This window comes from Rhodobacteraceae bacterium M382 (assembly GCA_025141015.1).
Lineage (GTDB): Bacteria > Pseudomonadota > Alphaproteobacteria > Rhodobacterales > Rhodobacteraceae > Aliisedimentitalea > Aliisedimentitalea scapharcae.
Genome location: CP081098.1, coordinates 2,686,571 through 2,709,793, shown reverse-complemented (window position 1 = coordinate 2,709,793; position 23,223 = coordinate 2,686,571). Strand labels below are relative to the sequence as shown.

The 23,223-nt window shown below is 52.5% G+C and carries 26 protein-coding genes and 1 tRNA gene; 21 read left to right on the top strand and 6 right to left on the bottom strand.

All coding sequences use genetic code 11. The annotated features are described in order from the left end of the window. Positions 1-4: 4 nt before the first annotated feature. Positions 5-658: an alpha/beta hydrolase gene (locus K3727_12660; protein UWQ89671.1), complete on the bottom strand. Its 654-nt coding sequence runs from the start codon at positions 656-658 to the stop codon at positions 5-7. A gap of 188 nt (positions 659-846) precedes the next feature. Between K3727_12660 and K3727_12655 the strand changes: the two genes are divergently transcribed. The 17 genes from K3727_12655 (at position 847) to K3727_12575 (ending at position 15,663) form a co-directional block, all read left to right on the top strand. Continuing rightward, positions 847-1,305 (top strand): Rrf2 family transcriptional regulator, encoded by a 459-nt coding sequence (locus K3727_12655; GenBank protein UWQ89670.1) that lies wholly within the window; start codon positions 847-849, stop codon positions 1,303-1,305. 59 nt (positions 1,306-1,364) lie between these two features. After that, complete coding sequence (locus tag K3727_12650) at positions 1,365-2,408, top strand: aminotransferase class V-fold PLP-dependent enzyme (GenBank protein ID UWQ89669.1); 1,044 nt, start codon at positions 1,365-1,367, stop codon at positions 2,406-2,408. A 15-nt stretch (positions 2,409-2,423) separates the two neighbouring features. Continuing rightward, positions 2,424-3,947, top strand: a complete 1,524-nt coding sequence (gene sufB / locus K3727_12645; GenBank protein ID UWQ89668.1) for a Fe-S cluster assembly protein SufB — start codon at positions 2,424-2,426, stop codon at positions 3,945-3,947. A 67-nt stretch (positions 3,948-4,014) separates the two neighbouring features. Further along, entirely contained in the window at positions 4,015-4,224 is a 210-nt protein-coding gene (locus K3727_12640) for a hypothetical protein (GenBank protein ID UWQ89667.1), read from the top strand. 30 nt (positions 4,225-4,254) lie between these two features. Beyond that, a complete protein-coding gene (locus K3727_12635) occupies positions 4,255-5,169 on the top strand; it encodes an FkbM family methyltransferase (protein UWQ89666.1) in 915 nt (304 codons plus the stop codon). A gap of 1 nt (position 5,170) precedes the next feature. Continuing rightward, positions 5,171-5,485: a YbjQ family protein gene (locus tag K3727_12630; protein UWQ89665.1), complete on the top strand. Its 315-nt coding sequence runs from the start codon at positions 5,171-5,173 to the stop codon at positions 5,483-5,485. A 2-nt stretch (positions 5,486-5,487) separates the two neighbouring features. Next, on the top strand, positions 5,488-6,306 hold the full coding sequence (locus tag K3727_12625; protein ID UWQ89664.1) for a polysaccharide pyruvyl transferase family protein: 819 nt from the start codon (positions 5,488-5,490) through the stop codon (positions 6,304-6,306). A 38-nt stretch (positions 6,307-6,344) separates the two neighbouring features. Further along, positions 6,345-7,100 (top strand): Fe-S cluster assembly ATPase SufC, encoded by a 756-nt coding sequence (gene sufC, locus K3727_12620; GenBank protein ID UWQ89663.1) that lies wholly within the window; start codon positions 6,345-6,347, stop codon positions 7,098-7,100. Next, positions 7,101-8,381 (top strand): SufD family Fe-S cluster assembly protein, encoded by a 1,281-nt coding sequence (locus tag K3727_12615; protein ID UWQ89662.1) that lies wholly within the window; start codon positions 7,101-7,103, stop codon positions 8,379-8,381. It begins immediately after the preceding gene. After that, positions 8,381-8,869: a YIP1 family protein gene (locus K3727_12610; GenBank protein UWQ89661.1), complete on the top strand. Its 489-nt coding sequence runs from the start codon at positions 8,381-8,383 to the stop codon at positions 8,867-8,869. The genes K3727_12615 and K3727_12610 overlap by 1 nt, the downstream gene beginning before the upstream one ends. Next, complete coding sequence (locus tag K3727_12605) at positions 8,866-9,438, top strand: YIP1 family protein (protein ID UWQ89660.1); 573 nt, start codon at positions 8,866-8,868, stop codon at positions 9,436-9,438. The genes K3727_12610 and K3727_12605 overlap by 4 nt, the downstream gene beginning before the upstream one ends. A gap of 12 nt (positions 9,439-9,450) precedes the next feature. Continuing rightward, a complete protein-coding gene (locus K3727_12600) occupies positions 9,451-10,671 on the top strand; it encodes a cysteine desulfurase (protein ID UWQ89659.1) in 1,221 nt (406 codons plus the stop codon). 195 nt (positions 10,672-10,866) lie between these two features. Then, positions 10,867-10,943, top strand: a tRNA-Arg gene (locus K3727_12595). Between the two features lie 634 nt (positions 10,944-11,577). Then, entirely contained in the window at positions 11,578-12,522 is a 945-nt protein-coding gene (locus tag K3727_12590) for a retron St85 family effector protein (GenBank protein ID UWQ89658.1), read from the top strand. A 3-nt stretch (positions 12,523-12,525) separates the two neighbouring features. Beyond that, entirely contained in the window at positions 12,526-13,458 is a 933-nt protein-coding gene (locus K3727_12585; protein UWQ89657.1) for a retron St85 family RNA-directed DNA polymerase, read from the top strand. Positions 13,459-13,755: 297 nt separating this feature from the next. After that, positions 13,756-14,826, top strand: coding sequence for a hypothetical protein (locus K3727_12580; GenBank protein UWQ89656.1), 1,071 nt, complete (start codon positions 13,756-13,758; stop codon positions 14,824-14,826). Positions 14,827-15,303: 477 nt separating this feature from the next. Further along, the gene (locus K3727_12575) at positions 15,304-15,663 is read left to right on the top strand and encodes a hypothetical protein (GenBank protein ID UWQ89655.1); all 360 of its coding nucleotides are present in this window, start codon (positions 15,304-15,306) and stop codon (positions 15,661-15,663) included. Here K3727_12575 and K3727_12570 read toward each other — a convergent pair. Further along, complete coding sequence (locus K3727_12570; protein UWQ89654.1) at positions 15,660-15,935, bottom strand: hypothetical protein; 276 nt, start codon at positions 15,933-15,935, stop codon at positions 15,660-15,662. The genes K3727_12575 and K3727_12570 overlap by 4 nt on opposite strands. Between K3727_12570 and K3727_12565 the strand changes: the two genes are divergently transcribed. Continuing rightward, on the top strand, positions 15,934-17,286 hold the full coding sequence (locus K3727_12565) for an amidohydrolase (GenBank protein UWQ89653.1): 1,353 nt from the start codon (positions 15,934-15,936) through the stop codon (positions 17,284-17,286). The genes K3727_12570 and K3727_12565 overlap by 2 nt on opposite strands. A 390-nt stretch (positions 17,287-17,676) precedes the next feature. On the opposite strand, the gene K3727_12560 is transcribed toward K3727_12565, so the two are convergent. The 4 genes from K3727_12560 to K3727_12545 form a co-directional block, all read right to left on the bottom strand. Next, the gene (locus K3727_12560) at positions 17,677-18,045 is read right to left on the bottom strand and encodes a hypothetical protein (protein UWQ89652.1); all 369 of its coding nucleotides are present in this window, start codon (positions 18,043-18,045) and stop codon (positions 17,677-17,679) included. Positions 18,046-18,209: 164 nt separating this feature from the next. Continuing rightward, positions 18,210-18,965, bottom strand: coding sequence for a hypothetical protein (locus K3727_12555; GenBank protein UWQ89651.1), 756 nt, complete (start codon positions 18,963-18,965; stop codon positions 18,210-18,212). 71 nt (positions 18,966-19,036) lie between these two features. Then, positions 19,037-19,540 carry an NAD(P)/FAD-dependent oxidoreductase gene (locus tag K3727_12550; GenBank protein ID UWQ89650.1) on the bottom strand — a complete coding sequence of 168 codons (504 nt, stop codon included), beginning with the start codon at positions 19,538-19,540 and terminating at the stop codon, positions 19,037-19,039. A 201-nt stretch (positions 19,541-19,741) separates the two neighbouring features. Beyond that, positions 19,742-19,927, bottom strand: a complete 186-nt coding sequence (locus K3727_12545; protein UWQ89649.1) for a hypothetical protein — start codon at positions 19,925-19,927, stop codon at positions 19,742-19,744. 468 nt (positions 19,928-20,395) lie between these two features. Between K3727_12545 and K3727_12540 the strand changes: the two genes are divergently transcribed. The 3 genes from K3727_12540 (at position 20,396) to K3727_12530 (ending at position 23,153) form a co-directional block, all read left to right on the top strand. Next, complete coding sequence (locus tag K3727_12540) at positions 20,396-21,154, top strand: DUF2189 domain-containing protein (GenBank protein UWQ89648.1); 759 nt, start codon at positions 20,396-20,398, stop codon at positions 21,152-21,154. 515 nt (positions 21,155-21,669) lie between these two features. Next, positions 21,670-22,491, top strand: a complete 822-nt coding sequence (locus K3727_12535; protein UWQ89647.1) for an MBL fold metallo-hydrolase — start codon at positions 21,670-21,672, stop codon at positions 22,489-22,491. Between the two features lie 89 nt (positions 22,492-22,580). Then, complete coding sequence (locus K3727_12530; protein ID UWQ89646.1) at positions 22,581-23,153, top strand: antibiotic biosynthesis monooxygenase; 573 nt, start codon at positions 22,581-22,583, stop codon at positions 23,151-23,153. Positions 23,154-23,223 lie beyond the last annotated feature (70 nt).

Here is a 23,223-nt window from a genome sequence, read left to right as displayed (position 1 = left end):
GGAATCAGCGGGTGTTTTCGGTCAAGCGCTGTTTGACGTAGGACGTCACATTGCCCACCATCGTATCCATGTGATCACCCTGAAAGAAGTGGTCGGCGGCTTCGATTTCCTGGTGCGTGATGGTGATGCCCTTTTGTTCATGCAGCTTGTTGACCAGCGACACGGTATCGGCGGGCGGGGCCACCCGATCGGCCGCACCATTGATGATCAGACCCGAGCTGGGGCAGGGTGCCAGGAACGAAAAGTCGTACATGTTGGCCGGGGGTGACACGCTGATAAAGCCAGTGATCTCAGGGCGGCGCATCAACAGTTGCATGCCGATCCAGGCTCCGAATGAAAACCCGGCCACCCAGCAATGTTTGGAATTGCTGTTCATCGACTGGAGGTAATCCAGCGCCGACGCTGCGTCGGACAATTCACCAATGCCCTGGTCATATTCACCCTGGCTGCGGCCCACGCCGCGAAAATTGAACCGCAACACGGTAAAGCCCATGTTGTAAAACGCATAATGCAGATTGTAGACGACCTTGTTGTTCATCGTTCCACCGAACTGCGGATGCGGGTGCAGCACGATTGCAATGGGGGCGTCTTTTTCTTTTTGCGGATGATAGCGGCCTTCAAGGCGGCCTTCGGGTCCGGGAAAGATGACCTCGGGCATGGGGCGGTGGGTCCTGTCTCTTTTTCGGGAGGTGTGCGGGACATTCTTGACGAATACCCTAAGACACCTTAGAACGTTTCTAAATGGAGCCGTTACCGATTGATATCGGCCCGTCAGGGTGAGATACGCACTGATGGGCGTGAGGTCAATGTTTTCGCGCAAAATACCGGGTTCTAAGGGAAAACAAGATGAAGCTGTCGACAAAAGGTCGCTATGCCATGGTGGCGCTGGCTGATATCGCCTTGCAGCCACAGGATCATCTTGTAGCACTGGGCGAAATTTCCAGGCGGCAGGACATTTCGCTGCCCTATCTTGAGCAGTTGTTTGTCAAACTTCGGCGGGCCGAATTGGTTGAATCCGTTCGTGGTCCCGGTGGGGGGTACCGATTGGCGCGGTCTCCATCTGAAATTCGGGTTGTCGAGATTCTATCGGCTGTCGATGAAACTGTGGATGCGATGCACAAGGGCGCGGGGGCGACCGGAGCTTTGTCTGGCAGCCGGGCGCAATCGTTGACCAACCGTCTGTGGGAAGGGTTGAGCGCGCATGTATATGTGTTTCTGCATCAGACCCGCCTGTCCGATGTGATCAAGAATGATCTGGTTCCCTGTCCAGCCGTGCCAACCCTGTTTTCGGTGGTGGATGATTAAATGACGCAACTGACTTTGGCTGATGCGTGTAACTTTGGGCTGATGAAAAAGATGCATCCATGAAACGTGTTTACCTGGATCATAACGCCACGGCTCCGCTGCGCCCAGAGGCGCGCGCGGCAATGACTGCGGCCATGGACGTGGTAGGCAACCCATCTTCGGTGCATGCCGAAGGGCGTCAGGCCAAAGGTGTCATCGAACGCGCCCGCGCGCAGATCGCGGCCGCTTTTGGGGCAGATGGTGCGGATGTGGTGTTTGTGTCCGGGTCAACCGAAGGCGCATCTTTGGCCTTGTCTGGGCGAAACCTGCAGGGATCCCAGGTTGAACATGACGCTGTAAGAGCATGGATTGATGAAAGTTTATCCGTTTCACCGAATGGATCTGTTGAGGTGTCTGTTCCCGGCCAATCCACTTTGCAACTGGCCAATTCGGAAACCGGAATCATTCAGACGCTGCCCAATGGGTTGGCCGTGACGGACGCAACCCAAGCCTTTGGCAAGCTGCCTGTGGCATTCAATTGGTTGGGTGCCGAGATGGCGTTGATTTCTGCGCACAAGTTGGGTGGGCCCAAGGGAATTGGTGCGGTCGTCATCAAACGGGGCACCGATCTTGCCGCACAGATTCGCGGGGGCGGACAGGAAATGGGGCGCCGCTCTGGCACAGAAAACCTGATCGGGATCGCCGGCTTTGGCGCTGCGGCCGAGGCGGCCGCCCAGGACCTGGCCAATGGTGTCTGGGAAGAAGTGGCGCAGATCCGCGATAATATGGAGAATGCCCTTGTGGCTGGCGCTGATCAGACTATTTTTGTCGGGAAAGATCAGCCAAGGCTCCCCAACACCTCGTGCTTTGCCACGCCGGGATGGAAGGGCGAAACCCAGGTGATGCAGATGGATTTGGCAGGATTTGCGATCAGCGCAGGATCCGCCTGTTCCAGCGGCAAGGTCCGGGCCAGCACGGTGCTGACTGCTATGGGATATGACATGACGACGGCCTCCAGCGCGATCCGCGTATCGCTGGGGCCGGGTATTTCGAATGATGATGTGCTGCGCTTTGCGGATGCGTGGCGCGCCAAGGAAAAGAAACATCGCGCCCGCGTGGCGTGAGTGCAGGAGACGAACATGGCCGCTTTGGACCAGACACAAGTGAAAGACGGCGTTGACCAGGATACCGTCGATGCCGTGCGCGAAGTTGGCGGAGCCTATAAATACGGCTGGGAAACCGAAATCGAGATGGAGTACGCCCCCAAGGGGTTGTCTCCGGATATCGTCAAGCTGATTTCCGAAAAGAACGAAGAACCCGAATGGATGACGGAATGGCGGCTGGCGGCCTATGAACGCTGGCTGCAAAAAGAAGAGCCGACCTGGGCGATGGTCGACTATCCGGAAATCGATTTCCAGGATCAGTATTACTATGCCCGCCCAAAATCTATGGAGGTCAAACCCAAGTCCCTGGACGAGGTCGATCCCAAACTGTTGGCGACCTATGAAAAGCTGGGTATTCCGCTGAAGGAACAGATGATCCTGGCCGGGGTCGAAGGCGCAGAAAATGCACCTGCCGAAGGGCGCAAGGTCGCGGTGGATGCGGTGTTTGATTCCGTCTCTGTCGGCACCACATTTCAGGCCGAATTGAAAAAGGCCGGGGTGATCTTTTGTTCGATCTCCGAGGCAATCCGCGAACACCCCGAACTGGTGCGCAAATACCTTGGCACCGTTGTACCGGTCAGCGACAATTATTATGCCACGTTGAACACGGCCGTGTTCTCGGACGGGTCATTTGTTTATGTGCCGCCGGGTGTACGTTGCCCGATGGAGCTGAGCACCTATTTCCGCATCAATGCGGAAAACACCGGCCAATTCGAACGCACGCTGATCATCGCGGACAAGGGCAGCTATGTCTCTTATCTGGAAGGCTGTACCGCGCCGGCCCGTGACATTGCCCAGCTGCACGCCGCCGTTGTCGAGATCATCATCGAAGAAGACGCCGAGGTGAAATATTCAACTGTCCAGAACTGGTATCCGGGCGATGAAAACGGCAAAGGCGGCATTTATAACTTTGTCACCAAACGCGCCGATTGCCGGGGCGACCGGTCCAAGGTGATGTGGACCCAGGTGGAAACCGGATCCGCCGTGACCTGGAAATATCCGTCCTGCATCCTGCGCGGCGACGAAAGCCAAGGCGAATTCTATTCGATTGCCATCGCCAACAACATGCAGCAGGCCGATACCGGCACCAAAATGGTGCATCTGGGCAAGAACACCAAATCGCGCATCGTCTCCAAAGGCATCAGCGCGGGCAAGGCCCAGAACACTTATCGTGGCCTGGTTTCCATGCACCCCAAAGCGCAGAACGGGCGTAACTATACCCAATGTGACAGCCTGTTGATCGGCGACAAATGCGGGGCCCACACAGTGCCCTACATCGAAGTCAGGAACAATTCGGCCCGGGTTGAACACGAAGCGACCACATCCAAGGTGGATGATGACCAGCTGTTCTACTGCCGGTCACGCGGGATGGACGAAGAAGAAGCCGTTGCGCTGGTTGTGAATGGGTTCTGCAAGGAAGTGCTGCAGGCATTGCCGATGGAGTTCGCCATGGAGGCCCAGCAGTTGGTTGCCATTTCTCTGGAAGGGTCGGTGGGCTGACCCCGACGTGACCACCCATGCGTCCGGCCCTGTTGGCCGGGCGAACCAAGAATGAAAAGAAAGTCCCATGGCCAAGACCACGAAACAACTCTTGTCGCAGAAAATTGTTTCTTTTGCGCCCTTTGCCCTGCCGGTTCTTGGTGGGGTTCTGGGGGTTGTCTATGTGAATCTGACGCCAAAAGAGTTCAATAACCCGGTTCTATGGATTGGTATTGGGGCCATCGCTGGATGGCTTGTGTCGCGGATTGTTGTCAATCTGATCGGCCGAGTGCGGTGACAGGATGGCCAAGAACATGAGGTCAAGCGCATGAACCGGGAAGCGCCGCAACCCCGTAGCCAGAAGATGCTGGCACGCCGGGTGGAGTTTTTGCAATCGGTCATGTCTCCCCAGCGGAGACTACGGATTGCCGACGTTGGCGCAAATCCGATCAATACACCAGATTATGACGGTCTGCTGAAACTGGGGGGCTGCGAGGTCTGGGGCTTTGAGCCCGAGCAATCCGCCTTTGATGCCCTGACGCAGGATCCGGTGCCCAACACCCACTATCTGCAACGGGCTATCGGGCGGACCGGCCAGGGCACATTCTATCCGCATCCGCAATCTGGGCTGGGGTCCTTGTATCCGATCCGGCAAGAGTCCGTCTCGTTTCTGGGCAAACCCGGGTGGCACAAGGGGGATGTGGACGGCATCGAGATTGCGTTGACCGCACTGGATGATCTCAGTGATGAAGAGCTTCCCAAGCCGGATGTTTTGAAAATTGATATCCAGGGCGGAGAGCTGGATGTTTTCCAATCCGGGCGTCAAAAGATGTCCCAAGCTGTCAGCGTCATTCCCGAAGTGCGGTTCTATCGCATGTATGAAGGAGAACCCTTGTGGGGCCCTGTGGATGTCGAGCTGCACGATCAAGGCTATGTGTTGCATAAATTGGTCTTCGCCAAATCCACCGTTGTTCAAAACTCACAGCGCAAGCGGATGAAAAACGCCGTGTTCCGGAACCAATTGATGGATGGCGACGCCGTATACATTCGCAATCCCGAAACCATTGACGATTGGAGCGACGAACAGATCAAACAGCTGGCCATGGCGTCGGCCTGTGTCTTTGGAAGCTTTGATCTGACCGTTTTCTGTCTTGATGCACTGGTGGACCGCGAAGTTGTGGATCCCCAGGCACCTGGCCAATTTCTGGACAAATTACCTCCTTGGATGTTTGCGGAGAACTGACATGATCATTACAACCACCCCATCCGTCGAAGGCTATCAGATTGCCGAGTACAAAGGCATCGTCGTGGGCGAAGCCATTATGGGGGCCAATGTGGTGCGGGACGTATTTGCGTCGATCACTGATATCGTTGGTGGGCGGTCCGGAGCCTATGAAAGCAAGCTCGAAGATGCGCGCGAAACCGCGTTGGCAGAACTGGAGGACCGCGCCCGTTCCAAGGGGGCGAATGCAGTGGTCGGAGTAGATCTGGATTACGAAGTGGTCGGTCAGTCGATGCTGATGGTGTCGGCCAGCGGAACTGCGGTGGTTCTGGGCTGATCATGGATGCGGTGGCTGGACATAACACGCCGTTACGGCTGTTCTGGTGGAAAGGTGTGGCCAATTTTGGCGACGCCCTGAGCCAGATCGTTGTGGCGCATGCATCGGGCCGCGATGTTGTCCATTCCGGTATCGGCGGGGCCGATCTGGTTGCGGTGGGGTCGATCATCCAGATCGTGCGCCGCAAATTCGCCAATGGCGGTACCGGTCGCCCGGTCATCTGGGGCAGCGGGGTGTTGCATCCCACACCCAAGGATTTTCTGGAACATGTTGATGTGGCTCTGGTACGCGGCCCGATTACGGCGGCGCTGTTGGGGTTGAAGACCGATCAGTTCGGCGATCCCGGTCTGTTGATTGCAGAGGCTTTGGGGGAGGCTCCGCAACCGACGGATCGTATCGGATTGGTGCCGCATCACAAACAGGTGGATGATCCGATCTTTGCGCGTTTGGTGCACGACCATGATCAGGTCGATTTGATCGACGTGCGCGCGGACGCGGCGACAGTCTGCCAACAAATCGCGCGCTGCCATCATGTCTTTGCGTCCTCGCTGCATGGGTTGATCACGGCAGATGCCTATGGGGTCCCGTCAACCTGGGCCGACCCGGGCGAAGAATCCCATCTGAAATACCATGATTACGCGGCCTCGGTCGGGCGCGCGATGATTGCACCAATAGATTGGGACACAATCCCGGACCACCTGAACACCTTGCCCGCGCGCGGCCCGCTGTCTTATGCGGCCGGTATCAAGCGCGCGCAGGCAGCACTTTACAATAGTTTTCCGGTGCAAATGCGCACCTCCACCTATGCTGGCGCGACCTGAACCGGCGCGCGACACAAGAGATAAGAGACGAGGAAAAAATGCTGGAAATCAAAAACCTGCACGTCAAACTTGAAGAAGAAGACAAGCAAATCCTGAAGGGTGTCGACCTGAAGGTCGAGGCAGGCAAAGTCCATGCCATCATGGGACCGAATGGATCGGGGAAATCAACCTTGTCCTATGTTCTGTCCGGGCGCGGCGGCTATGAGGTCACAGAAGGCGAAGCCTCGCTGAGTGGTGTCGACCTGTTGGAACTGGAAGCGGAAGAGCGCGCAGCGGCCGGTCTGTTTCTGGCGTTTCAATACCCGGTGGAAATTCCCGGCGTCGGCAACATGACGTTTCTGCGCACTGCGGTAAACGCACAGCGCAAGGCGCGCGGCGAAGACGAACTTTCTGCCGCAGATTTTCTCAAGGAAGTGCGCGCCAAGGCCAAGACCTTGAAGATCGACGCCGATATGCTGAAACGCCCTGTCAATGTGGGGTTCTCGGGTGGCGAGAAAAAGCGTAATGAAATCCTGCAGATGGCGATGCTTCAGCCAAAGATGTGCATTCTGGACGAAACCGACTCGGGTCTGGATGTGGACGCGATGAAGCTGGTAGCGGAAGGTGTGAACGCGTTGCGTGACGAAGGGCGCGGGTTTCTGGTGATCACCCACTATCAGCGCCTTCTGGACCACATTAAACCGGATGTGGTGCACATCATGGCCAATGGCCGGATTGTCAAATCCGGCGGTCCTGAACTGGCTCTGGAAGTTGAAAACAACGGCTATGCCGACATTCTGGCCGAGGTGGCGTAAATGGCTTTGCCCGAACTGAAACAATCCGCGACGGATGCGCGGTTGAACGCATTGGCGCTGCCCCAGGGGGGATGCCTGAACGCCGCCCGTCAGGCCGCGCTGTCGCGGGTGCAGACCATGGGGTTGCCGTCGCGTCGCGACGAATACTGGAAATACACCCGTCCCGACACATTGGTTCAGCCCGATGTGATCCCGGCCGCGGTTTTCGACAATGACGAAGCGCCAATGTTCAACGATTTCGAACGTTTGCGTATCGTATTTGTCGATGGTGTCTTTGATCCGGAACAGTCCGATGATCTGGCCCTGGAAGGTGTGCGGATCGACCGTCTCGAAGATATCTGTTGCAAGGATATCCATTGGGCAAAAGACATCTATGGTGTGCTCGAAGCGCGTGGCCAATCGCCGGTGGAACGTCCACTGGCGGCCTTGAACACGGCCTTTGCCACGGATGGGGTTGCGATCCATGTGACCGGGTCTCCGTCCAAACCGATCAGCTTGATCTATGTCCACGAAGATGAAAAATCGGACGCGATCCTGCATCACGTGATCCGGGTCGAAGCCGGTGCCGAAGCGACCATTCTGGAGAATGGCCCCGCGGCATCGCGGTTCAACAAATGCATGGAAATCGACATTGCCGATACAGGCAAATTGCATTTGGTCCGCGCACAGGGCAGGGACCACGAACGTCGCGCTGCAACGCACCTGTTTGCGCGTCTGGGTCGGGAATCCGTGTTCAAATCCTTTACCCTGACCGTCAACGGCCAATTGACCCGCAACGAAGCGGTGATCGAACTGACCGGTGACGATGCCATTGCCCACATTGCTGGTGCCTGTGTCGGAGATGGTGATTTTCTGCACGACGACACGGTGTTCATCACCCATGATGCCGTGAATTGTGAAAGCCGTCAGGTTTTCAAGAAAGTACTGCGCAACGGTGCGACCGGCGTGTTCCAGGGCAAGATCCTGGTCAAGGAAGGCGCACAGAAGACCGATGGGTATCAGATCAGCCAATCACTGCTGTTGGATGATGACAGCCAGTTCCTGGCCAAACCCGAACTGGAAATCTATGCCGACGACGTGGCCTGTTCGCATGGCTCGACCTCGGGTGCGATTGACGACACGGCGCTGTTCTATCTGCGGTCACGCGGGGTTCCCCACAAGGAAGCCACCGATCTTCTGACCCTGGCATTCCTGGCCGAGGCTGTGGAAGAGATCGAAGACCGTGCTCTGGCCGCTGATATTGTGGACCGCCTCGAAGGCTGGTTGACCAGGCGGCGCTGATGCCGGTTACATCGGATATCACCGCGACGTACCGCGGGCCGCGCCGGGTTGTGGCGCGGCTGCTGGGCATGGGACAGCGCGAAGATCGCCTGTTGGCCTTTGTGATGGGCGGCTGTGTGCTGCTGTTCTTTGCGCGCCTTCCGGCTTTGGCGCGCGAAGCCCATCTGGAGGGCACCGACAAGAACATGCTGATGGGCAGCGCTTTGCTGGCCCTGGTGTTCATGTTGCCGCTGATCCTGTATTTCCTCGCATGGATCACCCATGTGCTGGTGCGATTGATCGGCGGCAAGGGGGCTTCGCACCATGCCCGCCTGGCGCTGTTCTGGGCTTTGCTGGCGGCCAGCCCTTTGGCGCTGTTGCATGGGCTGATCGCAGGCTTCATTGGCCCTGGACCGGGACAACAGGCCGTGGGCATCCTGTGGGCGGCATTCTTTTTCTGGTTCTGGGTCAGCGGCATGATCCAAGGGTATTGGACGGCCAACTCATGACACCGCAGGACATCCGAAACCTGGTCGTTTTGACCCTGCGCAGCCCGGCGGCGGCGGCGCAACAGATCCTGTCGATGAACCTGGGTCGCGAAGTGCTGTGGACAGCCCTGTTTCTTGCAGCTGTGGTCAACACCTTCTTTCTGACCTTTCAAAAGATGATCATGGACCCTGGTGCGGATGCGGATCTGCCGATCATGTTTGCCTCGCCAGGTGTCTATTTCGCCATCGTGGCCGGCGGGCAGGTATTGTTCATTTACGCGCTGTATCTGGTCGGCGGGATGTTCAGGGGCACCGGCTCCTTGAACCAGGTCATGGCGCTGATGGTCTGGTTGCAACTGCTGCAGGTCGCAGCCCAGGCAATCGTCGTTGGATTGTCGCTGTTTGCGCCGCCGTTGGCCGTGATCCTGCATATGGCGGGGGTGGTCTACGGGCTTTACATTCTGGTGCATTTCATTGATCAGGCGCATCAGTTGAAATCAATGGGACGGGCTGCTGCCGTTCTGAGCATGACACTGGTTGTTCTGGCTGTTGCGCTTTCTCTTCTCGTCGCCCTGACCGGGCGCTACTGATTGGAATGTCTCATGTATGACATCGACAAGATCCGCTCCGATTTCCCCATCCTGTCGCGACAGGTGCATGGCAAGCCGCTGACCTATTTGGACAATGGTGCATCGGCCCAAAAACCGCAGGTGGTGATTGACGCAATCACACGGGCCTACGGCGAAGAGTATTCCAATGTTCACCGTGGGTTGCACTATCTTTCTAATCTATCGACAGAACGATACGAGGCGGTGCGTGGCACAATTGCCAAATTCCTGAATGCAGCAGATGAGGATCACATTGTCCTCAATTCCGGCACCACCGAGGGCATCAATCTGGTGGCGTACGGCTGGGCTATGCCTCGGTTCGAGGCGGGCGATGAGATCGTGTTGTCGGTGATGGAACACCACGCCAATATCGTCCCCTGGCATTTCCTGCGTGAACGTCAGGGGGTGGTGTTGAAATGGGTGGATGTTTCCGATGATGGCAGCCTGGATCCGCAAGCGGTTCTTGACGCGATCGGCCCCAGAACCAAACTGGTCGCGGTCACCCAATGCTCCAATGTTCTAGGCACCGTCGTTGACGTCAAATCCATTACCCAAGGGGCCCATGCCAAGGGCGTCCCGGTATTGGTTGATGGCTCGCAGGGGGCGGTGCATATGCCCGTCGACGTGCAGGATATCGGGTGTGATTTCTATGCGATCACGGGTCACAAGCTGTATGGTCCGTCCGGGTCCGGCGCGATCTATATTCGCCCTGAACGCATGGCCGAAATGCGTCCCTTTATCGGGGGGGGGGACATGATCAAGGAAGTCAGCAAGGATCAGGTCATCTATAACGATCCTCCGATGAAATTCGAAGCCGGTACACCGGGGATCGTCCAGACCATTGGTCTGGGGGTGGCTCTTGAGTACATGATGGCGTTGGGGATGGACAATATCGCCGCGCATGAGGCGTCTTTGCGCGATTACGCATTGGAACGTCTGACCGGCATCAATTGGTTGAACGTGCAGGGCACTGCCGCGGGTAAGGCCGCGATTTTCTCCTTTACCCTCGAAGGCGCAGCCCATGCCCATGACATTTCGACCATCTTGGACAAAAAGGGTGTCGCAGTGCGGGCGGGGCATCATTGTGCAGGCCCGTTGATGGATCATCTGGGAGTCACGGCTACCTGTCGCGCCTCTTTTGGTCTGTATAACACCAAACAAGAGGTGGACACGCTGGTCGATGCGCTGGAATTGGCACACGATCTGTTTGGGTAACTGGAATTTTCCCGACAAACCTCGGTTTTTCGATTGCGGCACACCGGGGTTTATTCTATAGCCCTTGCCACAGGCACCTGTAGCTCAGCTGGATAGAGCGCTGCCCTCCGAAGGCGGAATTAAGCTTGGTTAAGGTGCTGAATACATTGACTAAACGGCTTCCAGTGTCGGGTCAGTGTCTAGAATAACAAGAGCGCACCCATAGCTCAGCTGGATAGAGTGTCGCCCTCCGAAGGCGAAGGTCGAAGGTTCGAATCCTTCTGGGTGCGCCATTATTCCCCATACGTGTGTTGTGTTTGCGACCGGATCGGTCTTCACCCGCAACCCAAACCGTGCCAGACTGCACCGGCATCGTGCGGGTTTTCATATTGCCGCCAAGCGGTGCGCGTGGCCCGAAACCGCTTGTCACGGGGCGGGCCGCAGATCATCCCGATACACACATGCGTCACGGTTCGATGCAGCCCGGTTTCTAGGCTAGCTCAGCCTCACTCAAAGGCGAAAACGTGACCCCGGCCAATAGTAGATACGAATGGCTTACATCTGGGCAGCGGGCGAAAGCTTACTGCGCCCTAGGCGGGCTTCTGCTGTGCGCAGTTAGTGAACCCTGCAAAGTCGATCACAGGAACCCGTAATCAAAGAGGGGACCGGGTCAAAGCTACCCCGGATAACTTCGTGAAGTTGTTGCTGATTTTCTGTTGACACTAGGCGCCCAGAGTATAATGGTGAAATTCTCATTACGTGTTATGCAATTCACTTGCATAGTCGGGCGTTCCGCCAGACTGAATATCATTGGTTACATTTATGCGCGAGAAGAAGGCTTCTTCTTTCTCAGACTGCGCTTAGATAAAGAAGAAGCCTTCTTCTCGCTCCTTCAAGGGTAATGAGAATTTCAAGTTGGAGTTTACGTTGATTGACGACGTTTTAAGAAAATTTGTTGACCTAATTGACCTCGAAAAATCGCGGATTTTGCAATCGCCACCCATTGTATTCCTTTGCGGTGGGGAAGTAGACATAGAGAAAACTTCCAATCACTCTATCCGAAATATGTTTATGAATATTTTGGGGAAAAGTGAGTTTGAGGAGCTTGCTCCTTCAATTAAATTGGCCGAAGATTTTAAAAACTGGCACCTTGGATACGAAAACCTATCTGCTTTTGAAAACGATATAGCTTCTCTTTCATCATATATCGTCGTTATATTGGAGAGTGCCGGTTCCCTTGCTGAGCTAGGTCTTTTCTATGCGAACAGCAACTTAAAATCTAAGTTGGTGGTGATTGTGCGCGATGAACACTATGACGCTAGCTCATTCATCAAACTCGGCTTAATTCAACCGCTTAAAGAGGCGAGTAACGATTCAGTTTTTGTATACAAGCTTGACCCTAAAGATGTCGAGAAGATTAAGGTGTCAGAAGTTCGAGAAATTGTTGATGACATCCACGAACTTGTCAAAGATGTCGCTAAGACCTCGAAGTTCAATGCTTTGGACCGGGGGCATGTTTTATATTTGATTTTTCAATTAATTGACTTATTTCATGCTCTAAAAAAGACGGAAATAGAGGGGTGCCTGAAGGCGCTAGATGTCCCCAAGCAAAACTTAAATTCTGGTTTGTACATACTGCAAAGCCTCGGTTTTATTCGCTGTGTGCGGAAGTCAAATATAGATTTTTTCATAACTCAAGTTGATAGCGCTGATCGTGTCCACTTTGGATACACGCCTCAGATCAATGATGAGGGTAAAAATATCCACATCAAGGATTCTGAAATCAAAATTGAGTATATGTCGTTTATCAATTCTGAGCGGTCGACACTCAATAGACGCAGGAAGAGCGCCATTGCGTCGAAAGGGGCCTAGAGTATGAAACCCACCGCAACTGAGTTATTAAGAGCGAGCTTTAGGTTCTCAGGCGACGAACTTGATCGCTTCATCGCCACTTGTCCTTTCAGGTACAAGGTTTACCAAATTCCCAAAAAAAATAACCGTGGATCGCGAACTATAGCGCATCCTTCACGTGTTCTAAAAGCGGTGCAAAGAACGCTTCTGTCAGGGATTTTGAACGACCTATTAGTAGTCCATGATAGCGCAAAGGCCTACAGAAAGGGAACGAGCATCAAAGATAATGCCTCACCACACCTCGATAATAGTTTTTTATTAAAAATGGATTTTAGTGACTTTTTCCCGTCAATTAAATCATCAGATTTTGAAATTCTTCTTCGAGAAAAACACAAAATTTCAAACCCGCATGACATAAATATCTTCAAAAAGGTGTTTTTCATGAAGAAAGGTGAACAACTGGTACTTAGTATCGGTTCGCCAGGATCTCCGTTGATATCTAATTCTATGATGTTCGACTTTGACCGTAAGTTGAGTGAGATATCTCAAAGCTGTGGGGTGAACTACACTAGGTATTCGGATGATTTGTCGTTCTCTACCAGCACACCCGATATCCTATTTGAATGGCCGAGTTTGGTAAGAAAAGTTTTGACTGAGCTTCCCTACCCGAAGTTATCGATCAACGTCGACAAAACTATTCACTCCTCGAGGAAACACAATAGACATGTCACTGGCGTCACGCTTTCAAGTGAGGGGAAGTTATCTCTGGGGCGAGAAAAGAAAAGAAAAATTCGTGCGCAAGTACATCAGGCTGCAAAGTTAAAACCTATTGAGTTAACGCGGTTAAGGGGGAGTTTAGCATTTTTAGCCGATATAGAGCCAGAATCATACAGCAAGCTTAGAGCAAGATATCAAGATGAATTCGCTTTGATCGGGTCAGATATAATTAAGTCCTGAGGTGTTTTTTGTCTGTCATTTCCCTGTAGTTCTTTCATGTATATATCGGTTTTGAGGGCTTTGGATTGATCGCTCCGTAGCATATGTTGGCATTCCGCCTTCCTTGTTGGACCGGGTTGCGTCCGCTTTGGGCTGCCTGCCGCCAACCGCACCTGGTGCAGCGAACGGCGGCTGTCGAGCCAAAGCATCCAATGCTGCGGGCTGAACGAATGTCAGTTTTCCGTCGCAGCAGGCTGCCTTGCCAATCTGTCGGCCTTAGTCGTATTCAGGGAGGAGCAAGCGTTAGAAAGTTGGTCAATGATGGAAGAGTTTGTGGCAAAGATTGCAAAGGCGATCGAGTACCTGGAGGGCATTGACTACTCAAAGGCATTCAAGAACGGTATAATAGTTCTATCGTTCTCTATCTTACAATTTTTTGGGTATATTTACTTTGCTTTTGGAAGCGTTCCCCCATTTGTGGATTTCAAGTCTTTCTCCAGCCTGATTTTCATAGCGGGAGGTTTTTTAGCAATTTCTAGCCTCCTCAGCCGAGTGCTCTCGATGTTTTTTGTGAGGTTTCTCTTTCCTTATTCCGCTTTGGTCTTTGCTTCACGACGACGACTGAAACATATATCGCGAAGAGTGGAACGTAGAAAGAACAACGGATTCTTAGTTCCCGAAGAAGCTGAAGTCAAAAAGCGTTACTTCAGTCAAAACCTTGAGAGAACTCGCGCCCTATACAACAAAGCTCTTGAAGCCCCCGAGCTGCGTTATGACTTGATGTTGCGCTATATACTGCTGACGCTTATTTTCTCATTACTCTATCTTGGATGGAATGTGGCGCTGGTCTGTATCGTTGCAGTACTGGTGTACTGTCTGATTTTGTTTTTTGCCTACTCAATTGTCTTTATACTACTTGAGGCCGCGGCGCAGGTTGCTATTAGAAAGTTGAACTCTGATGAAGATCCGAGCCGGGGTTGGCTCTTTAAGGAATTTTTTCGCGGTTTTGTAGTTTCAGTTCGGTCTGTTCTCAAGTTTAGAAAGAGCTACTTAAAAGCAGAAAGCCAGTTCTTTAAGCTTTTCATATCGGCGAATGTTGGCTTGATAATTGTAATCTCCGCTCTGGTTTTCGGTACTGGTCGATCAGCTCACATACTGAGCACAGAGACCTATGACATTGCCTTCGACATTGATCAGGTAACAGAAGTTCATCCTACATCTGTAGTTCTCGTAACATCTAACGGTGTCCTCGGAGTATCAGAAAGCGAACAATCGATGTTGTTCATATCTTTCGATGCTGCGCCGGTGGTAACACCGAACAACACTATCCAGCCAAGGTCTTACGTGACGTCACTTATTCAAACTTTGTTTCCGATTGGGCGGGACTGAATAATTTGAAACTAAATTCGAATACCGAAAACACCATCGAATATCGGTTTGGGATTTTTTGACAGAAGCGGACGTTGAATGCAGTCGCCCCAATGACGGCTCCGTCCGCAGTGCGGTCGCAACCCACAAGTGACAGCAATGTCCGCTTCGGGCTGTGACTTACGTGCCACTCCAGTGAGGGGTCGCCCCCAGGGTAACGTCAGCTGTGGGCTCCCTGCAGCCATCCGCACCTGGTGCAGCGAACGGCAGTAGGGAGCCCATCCTGCATGATGCTGCACCTTGCACGAATGACCGCTCCACCACGCATATACAAAAAAATGCGTCAAGAAGTCTGAGAATTGCCAAGGATTTTGAGCAAACATGTTCTACCTTGAGGCTGTTCCTAAATGGACACAACGCGGACCAATTGACTGCGAAAGACTTTGACCGCAGGGTTTCAAGAACGAATGCTAAGATGAAGTATTGGGGAGTATGTACGTGTCTTTCAAGCAAGAGTGCCAGAAGCTGCTCGATCACTATGTCACCTGCTACAAACAGGGGGACGCTAAAGGATGCGCGTCCGTATACGCAGGGCATGCAGAAATGTACTCACCATTTGGACCACCTGCAATTGGGAGGCAGGCCATAGAAGACACACATGCTGAGTGGGTCACGGAAGGTGCAGAGAACAAGAAAATCATCGTCTCAAGTGCAAGTAGAGATGGCGATCTCGGCTGGTGTATTGCAGAATTTAGCGAAGGCACGACAGGTGAAGGCGTCTCACTAAATGTTTTGGCGCGTCAGCCTGATGATAGCTGGTTAATTACACACTGCAGCCTCAACGAGGCACTGTCCTAGAGCATGACCAGCTCCTTGCGGGTATTTCCCAACATATAGAGTTTGCTAATACACCCTTCGATTTTAATTTTCTGCAAGCAGACACTGGGCAACTTCAGATCAAAGCACCCTTTGTCCGCATAGCTGCCATCCAGCGCGACAAACGGGCGACTTGACCAACCAAAGTTGTCGGATGACCAGTTTGAGCCCAAAGCGGACTTGTTGCTGACATCTATTTGCAAGATAATTGCAGCCACAGATTTCTTGCGACTACTCCAAAAAGGATAGCTCATGACCCGTTTGCTCAAGATTGCAATAATTTCGACGGCGATAGCAACCACCAGCCCTTCGGTGGGCATTTCGCAGTCCAATGAATCTCAGGTTAATTCGTTTACTCAACAAGTCGACGAAATCGTAGATGGCGACGCTAAGCGATTGCAGTCCATTTTCCAAGGCATCCATCAAAACCCAGAACTTGGATTTATGGAAACGCGAACTGCTGAAGTCGTGGCACGCGAACTAGGTGAGTTGGGGTATCAGGTCACTACTGGAGTTGGCGGAACAGGGGTCGTCGGCATATTTGAGAATGGACCCGGACCAGTCGTGATGTGGCGTGCGGACATGGACGCCAACGCCATTCGGGAGTTGACAGGATTACCTTATGCCAGCGAGGTCCAGACCACCAATCTTGAGGGCGAGGAAACATACGTCGCTCATATGTGTGGTCACGACGCGCACACAACTTGGCTTATTGGCCTCGCCAAAGTCATGAGAGACATGCAAGAAAGTTGGTCGGGGACGCTTGTTCTTGTCGCACAGCCAGCAGAGGAACCTATTGCAGGTGCCCAAGCAATGGTTGACGATGGGATGTATACGACTCTTGGAGTTCCTGAACCGGATGTGTTCATGGCGTTTCACACAGCACCTTTGCCCACAGGAACTTTTGCTTCGACGGTTGGTCGTGTAAACACAATGTCTTCAATGGTCGATGTAACGTTTCATGGAGTGGGCGGGCACGGATCATCACCCCATCACGCCAAAGACCCTATTGTCATGGCCGGGTCGGCGATCATGCAACTTCAAACCATAGTATCGCGCCGCATCGACCCAGATAAAACAGCAGTCGTAACAATTGGAGCAATTGAGGGTGGAGTGGATAACAATGTCATTCCAACCGACGCCACACTCAAGCTGAAACTACACGCCGAGAGTAAGGCAGTACATGAGACTTTGCTTCATAACATTGAGTTGATAGCGGACGGAATAGCTAGCGGATCTGGCGTGGATGAAGGCGCTATGCCAACTCTTACCCGAAAGGGGTTTGCATCGGTCGTGAAGAATTCGGAGCCTTTGGTCATTCGAGCGCGCGAGATATTGGGGGCGGCCCATTTCGTGCCCGGTCTTGTAAATGACCATACCGTTGCTGGGTCGGATGATGCATTCCTGCTGATTGATGGTATCGAAAAGACCAAGGCCGCCTATTTCTTTGTTGGTACAGCCGAGCCGGGCGTATTCGCCAAGTCGTGGGCCAACGGCCAGTTCCCATTTTTTGTGCATGAGCCGTATTACGTCGTCGATCTCGAGGCGATCCCTGTTGGAACAAAGATGGCCGCATTGCTGGCGCTGGATGCTTTAAAGAAGTAAGCGGCCACGCTGGATATTGGCCCTGAAATTGTCTGAACCTCAAGAAACTGGACGGCAAAAAAGTCCCGCATAGACGACTTTCATACCGAAATCGTGCCGCAATGTTCGATGAACGTCCGCTTTTCATGCGGCGGTGCAGAGTGATTTACTTCAATGGAGGCCAAGCGACAAAACTTTGCAAAGGTCATAACCTGCTCATCGCCGCCGCCCCCTGCGGATGGCTGCCCCCAGCCCAAAGCGGATGTCGGCGAAAGTTGCGGAATATAAAAAGCGGGCCTTCAGTGTTCTGGTGCACAGCTACTATTCCTGACCCTACATCACTAAACCGATGATCAGAAAAACGGAGTTCAAAAAGGTGCACTGAAAGCTCCACCGTCAATTCCGCTTCTCCTAAAGTGGCTTATCGGCAAGTAAAGAATTGACTGCTTTAACGAACTCTAGATCAAAAATACCTCGACGCTCTGCATCAATTTTCTTAAGAAAATCGATAGTTGAATTGCCGTTGCACAAAGCCACTGCGCTGACCGCATCTTTAGATAGTTTAACGGGATCACGCGTAGAACTTGAGAAAGACGCCCTGACCTCGGAAATGAGAATATGTTTATCCATGGTTGAAAGTGCTTTCAAAACGTCTTCTTCTTGAAAGCGAAAGGTCTGACCACCTTGTGTGACTTGATCCGGATCATGGGGCTTAGTGAAGTCGTGAGAATCTCCCCGATGACTGTAACACAAAGCGTTCTCATCAATGGATTTAGGCATGCCCTCGATCTTTTCCGACTTCAAACCATGGCGCACTATTACATAACCAAAAAGCTCGTCTGCCCCGTCGTCAGATTGAACCCTCCAACCCTCTTGGACCTTTTTTACATTTGATAGTTTTGAATGTCGAATTTCAACGCAGCCGGAATCTTCCAAGAGGCGAATTAGGGCGAGATTAGGGGGGACAGTTTGTTCGGGAAGTTCCGACCAACCAACCAAGTCACTCTAACATTTGGATTGGGTTTTGGAACGTGTTCCCCCAAAAAACCATTCTCTGTTATAGCGTCCATCAAAACCTCTGATTTGCATCGATCATACAAAAGTTGAATATTGGGTTTTCTCTCTTCGAAATCACGTTTCACAGTCTCCAAATCCAATTCACAAAGCTCTTCTGCGACATGATCTTCGTGAAGCGGGCTGCCGTCTTCTTCAAAGAACGGAAGCACTCCAGACAGTTCCAAAACACATTGTATTTCTCTGAAAACTTCAATACGAGCGTCGCTGGGGGGTGAGTACCCCCTAAGTGGTTCTTGACTAAAGGTGGTGGTAATTTGGGTTGAGTACCAATTAATTAGGTCTCGAGTACTTGGGTATGCCATGATGCCCTGCCACGGCTCATCCGATTCAAATTCATTTTCAAATTTTTCTAAGGCGTTATTTATGTTCTGAAGCTGGTTTTCCGACAGCAGTCGAATAAAACTCTCAATCTCATCATGTCTGAATGAAGGAAAAACGTGCGACAATACTTCAATGATGCCACTGTCGCCACCGCCAGAAACCAACACATCTTTAAAGCCAATTCGGTTTTGATAGCACTCTGGCACTCCACTATTCCAGTAGGAGAAATCTGAAACATCCTCAAAGTCAACTGGGCTTTCCGCCCCAAATCCCATGGCGCAAACAGCGAGATCAAAATTCAAACTTGTGGGTAATGTTTCGTTCCCTGTGCTCAGGAATACTTCAACATCCGTTCTACTCGCAGAAAATTTGGTTACTTCAACGTCTTCAATGTTAAAACCTGAAGGTTTCGGGTCAAAAGATCAAATTCTCTAAACCATTTCTCCGCTATTTTGAATGTCTGATTTGGGCGATACGGAAAGTACTCCGTATTGAATTTGTCGTAGCTCTCACGAACTTGCCTGTCTGTATTGGACACATTCAATGCGGGACTAATGAACCTAAAGAACGACTCTCGATGCCTATTCAGGGCCTTACCTTTTTCAAATATAATAACACTGCATCCTGAAAGGAGGCTCAAGGTGGTCGCAAAAACCAAACCCGAGAAACCAGCCCCAATAACCGCCACCACGCTTTTATCGTCTGTCCTTTTTGTTTTGTACAATGACCATGCGCAATTGATCGCGCGACGCCTCTGAGCATCTAGAGATATGTCTTTTGCATGGGTGTGGTTCAAATTGAAAATACTGGGGCTCTCCGTTTGGAACCACGTCAGCAACTCTTCAGCAAATTCTTTTTCAAAGCCTATGTGTGACATAATTCACCTTCTCGTAAAAATAGATCACGTTTCTCACGCAAATTTAAGTCTGGGCGGATAAAAAATGTTTCTTCCCGAATACCAGTAACCCCAGAGTAAGCGAAGAATATTTGTTATCAAAACACTCTCGAAGTACTGGTTTACATCTTCAGCGGCTCACTCCTAAAGCCGAATTCTTTGCACTAAGCGCGGCTCAGCCGCTCACGATTCGCAAGTTAACTGTTCGATTTCTTCAAGTCGATCAGACTTTTCAATTTCAACTTTCTGCGCATTGCTGCCCTTGGTGCGCAGTACAGCATTTGGGCTTTGATTTACGAGGGCTTGAATGGCCGCTTTTATCTGGAAGGTAGGAACCCTTCGCAAACGCAGCGAATTTCCGCTTTCCACCCTCATGTCCCTGAACTGACGTAGTGCTGCGCCCTCGACACAGGTCCGCCTTGGGCTGGCTGGAAGCAGCCACATCGGCACAAACCCTGGATACCTTTCTGGCCGTCAATGGCTGCTGTGCGCAAAAAATGACCTTTGCAAAGTCGGTGCTGCCGGGCGCGTTTCATAGCCTTACCGGCGCTTAGGGGACATTCAGAAGGCCCCCGGGCTAGTTCCCAAAGTCGCCCTAGGTACGATTTGCAGCATCTCCTATCGACCGGAGGTCAGACGCCGGCATTGTTGCCATTCCACCCTTGCCCCAAAACCTCGCTTGGTGCAGCCTTGTCGGCGAAGGAGCGATGTCTGTTTCACTGTGAGGTCTGCTGGCAAGCGGACCAGCGCGATGCTATGTTTGGGAAGGAGTGTGTCGTGACATCAAAGTCCACGGGTCCCAGGTCACCGGATGATCTCTTGCTGCAGAGGTCGACCATGCCCATGGTCAACAAGGTAACTGCGGGGGATATCACCACATCTCTAAAAGCCGGGTTTTCAGACTTTCTTGCGCACCCCTACATGAGCGGCTTCTTCGGTCTATTCTTTGCGGTTTTCGGGCTCCTGCTTGTTTGGAGCCTGGTCTGGCTCGGCAAGATCTGGATGATCATTCCCGCCATTGTCGGCTTTCCGCTGGTCGCCCCCTTCGCAGCCGCCGGGCTTTATGAAATGTCGCGTCGGTCGCAGAAGGGAGAGAGCTTCGGCTGGTCAGACATCCTCACCGTCATGGCCAATCAACGCAAGCGCGAGATGGGCTGGATGGCCTTTGTCACCCTGTTCATATTCTGGGTGTGGATGTACCAGGTTCGGCTTTGGCTGGCGATCACCCTGCAGGATGCTTCCTTCTCGGATCTCGGCGGGTTCCTGAACACCGTGTTCTTCACACCAGAGGGCTGGACCTTCCTTGCGATTGGCACCTGCGCAGGTGCGTTTCTGTCCGCTGTCCTGTTCACGGTGACCGTCGTCGCCATGCCCCTGCTGCTCGACCGGGAAATCGATTTCGTTTCCGCCATGCTCACGTCCATTCGCGTTGTTACGGAGAACCCGGCGGTCATGCTCATCTGGGCGTCGATCATATCGGTCACCATGTTGTTGTCGATGGTTCCGGGATTTCTGGGCCTGATCTTCACTCTGCCGATCCTAGGCCACACCACATGGCATCTCTATCAGCGCGCAGTGTCACCGGCGGAGGAATGACCTGCCCATTGCGGTCACTCGCCACATTAGTTGGGTGCTGCGGTGCGGCCCGTCAGAGGAGACACTCGCTGCGCCTGCAAAGCCACGCGACATGCGAAATCGTACAACCCGGGACAATCTTGTCGTTCGCCACATCTGTGAGATGGAGAAATTCACGTTGACTGTCTCGGAACAGCCGGCATCGACCGGAAGCCAGCTGCGGGTGCAATAAGCTTTTGCCAAAGGAAAATAGCGGCCATTCACCTGCAATATGACCATGATGTCGATGCAGAACTTTGCATCAAAGCCGCCAAACCGGCCACCCAACTTATTTTTCCTCTATCGGACTCGGGAAGATCGGCAAGCAGAGTCTTGGCTGATTATCCGTAAAAAGCGGATTGTAAATCCGTTTTTCACCACATTGTCCGAATAGTTTTCCTTGGATACAAAGAGTCATTTGAAGCTGACGGCTCAGCAAAATCAGACACTTACATCTGCATTGCAGCGACCGTTGAACAAGCAAATGGAGCGAAAGAATGCTGAACCTAGATGTATATCACGGCGTTGAAGCCAACGTGAATTCCTATCTCTTCACGGACAACAACAGTGCTGTTTTGGTTGACTGTCTACGCAACAGCGAAGAAGCTGCGAAGCTGGCCGAATTTGTCAAATCCACTGGCAAGCACCTGACGCGTATCCTCGTCACCCACGGGCATGCCGACCACTACATCGGTCTGAATGTGCTTACAAAGGCCTTTCCCTCGGCAGAGGTTGTGGTCTCGCGGCAAGAAATCAAAGACGATATCATCGCGTTTTCGAAGTTCATGGAAGGCGTCGGCTGGCTGGACGCCGAGCCCGCGATGAAGGTCAAATCGGAATCTGCCCCTGACGGTTTTGATTATGAAAACACCATCAATGTCTTGCCATCAGCCGAATTGAAGCTGTCGGATGGCGCGGTGCTTGACGTGCAAAGCGAGTATAACGGCGCGGAATGCGAGCACCTCACAACGATCTTCAGCAAGGATCTGAATGCGTTTTTCACCGGCGATTTCTGCTACAACGGCGTGCATATGTGGGTGGCCATCGAAGACGCCCATATCGAAAACTGGAAAACGCAGCTGGAAAAATTCCAGGCGAAGTATTCCGCTGGCGACCTGAAGATCTACCCAGGGCACGGCCCACAGACCGACGTCTCGTTGTTCGGTAAAGTTCACAAATATCTCGAAGACTTCCAGGCAACCGTTGCAGCGGCGTCCAGCCGCGAAGAGGCGATGGACAAGATGAAGGCGCTTTATCCTGATCACAAAGAAGCGGACTTCTTGTTGCTGAACTCTGTGAACGCGAAGATCGCCGCGTAACCAGAACACTGCGGGCGGCCTGGGGCTAATGCATTGGGCGCATACTTCGTCTGACGTATGCGTCCAATTTCTGGCAGGGGAGAAAGATTATGGATGATAGAATTACAGCGGGTGCCCCAATAACGCTGATGTTTTCAGATCGGGTCAAGCCTGGAAAAACGGATGAATACGAAAACTGGCTGCAGGGAGTACACTCGGATGTGCGGACATTCGACGGGTTTCTGGATGTGGATATCATCAAGCCATCCGATCCAAGTAATCCGGAATATATCACGCTCTTGAAGTTCGATAATCAAGCCAACGTCAATGCCTGGACGACTTCGCAAGTGCATACCCAGTGGATGGTTAGGCTTCAGGATCTGATCGCTGAGCATGATGCTCAGCAGGCCTCGGGTATTGAACTTTGGTTTGATCGGCCAAAGGCACTGGTTTCCGAAGCGCCGCCAGCGTTCTGGAAGCAGGTGGTTCTGAGCATCTTGGTTGTCTATCCATCAATCTTGCTTCTCGGCCCGATTCTGGATCCGATCAACAGCAGGCTCAATGATTTGATGGCGACACTTGTAACAGTCGCCGTCCTGTCGATATTGCTCACTTATCCACTGATGCCGTGGGCCAGCAAGCTCCTCAGAAACTGGCTGTATCCACAGAACAAGGACATCTGACATCGGCCTTTATCGCGGGTCACATTCGCTGTTCCGCTCTGGGCCAAACCAATGTGACCGCCAACCCTTG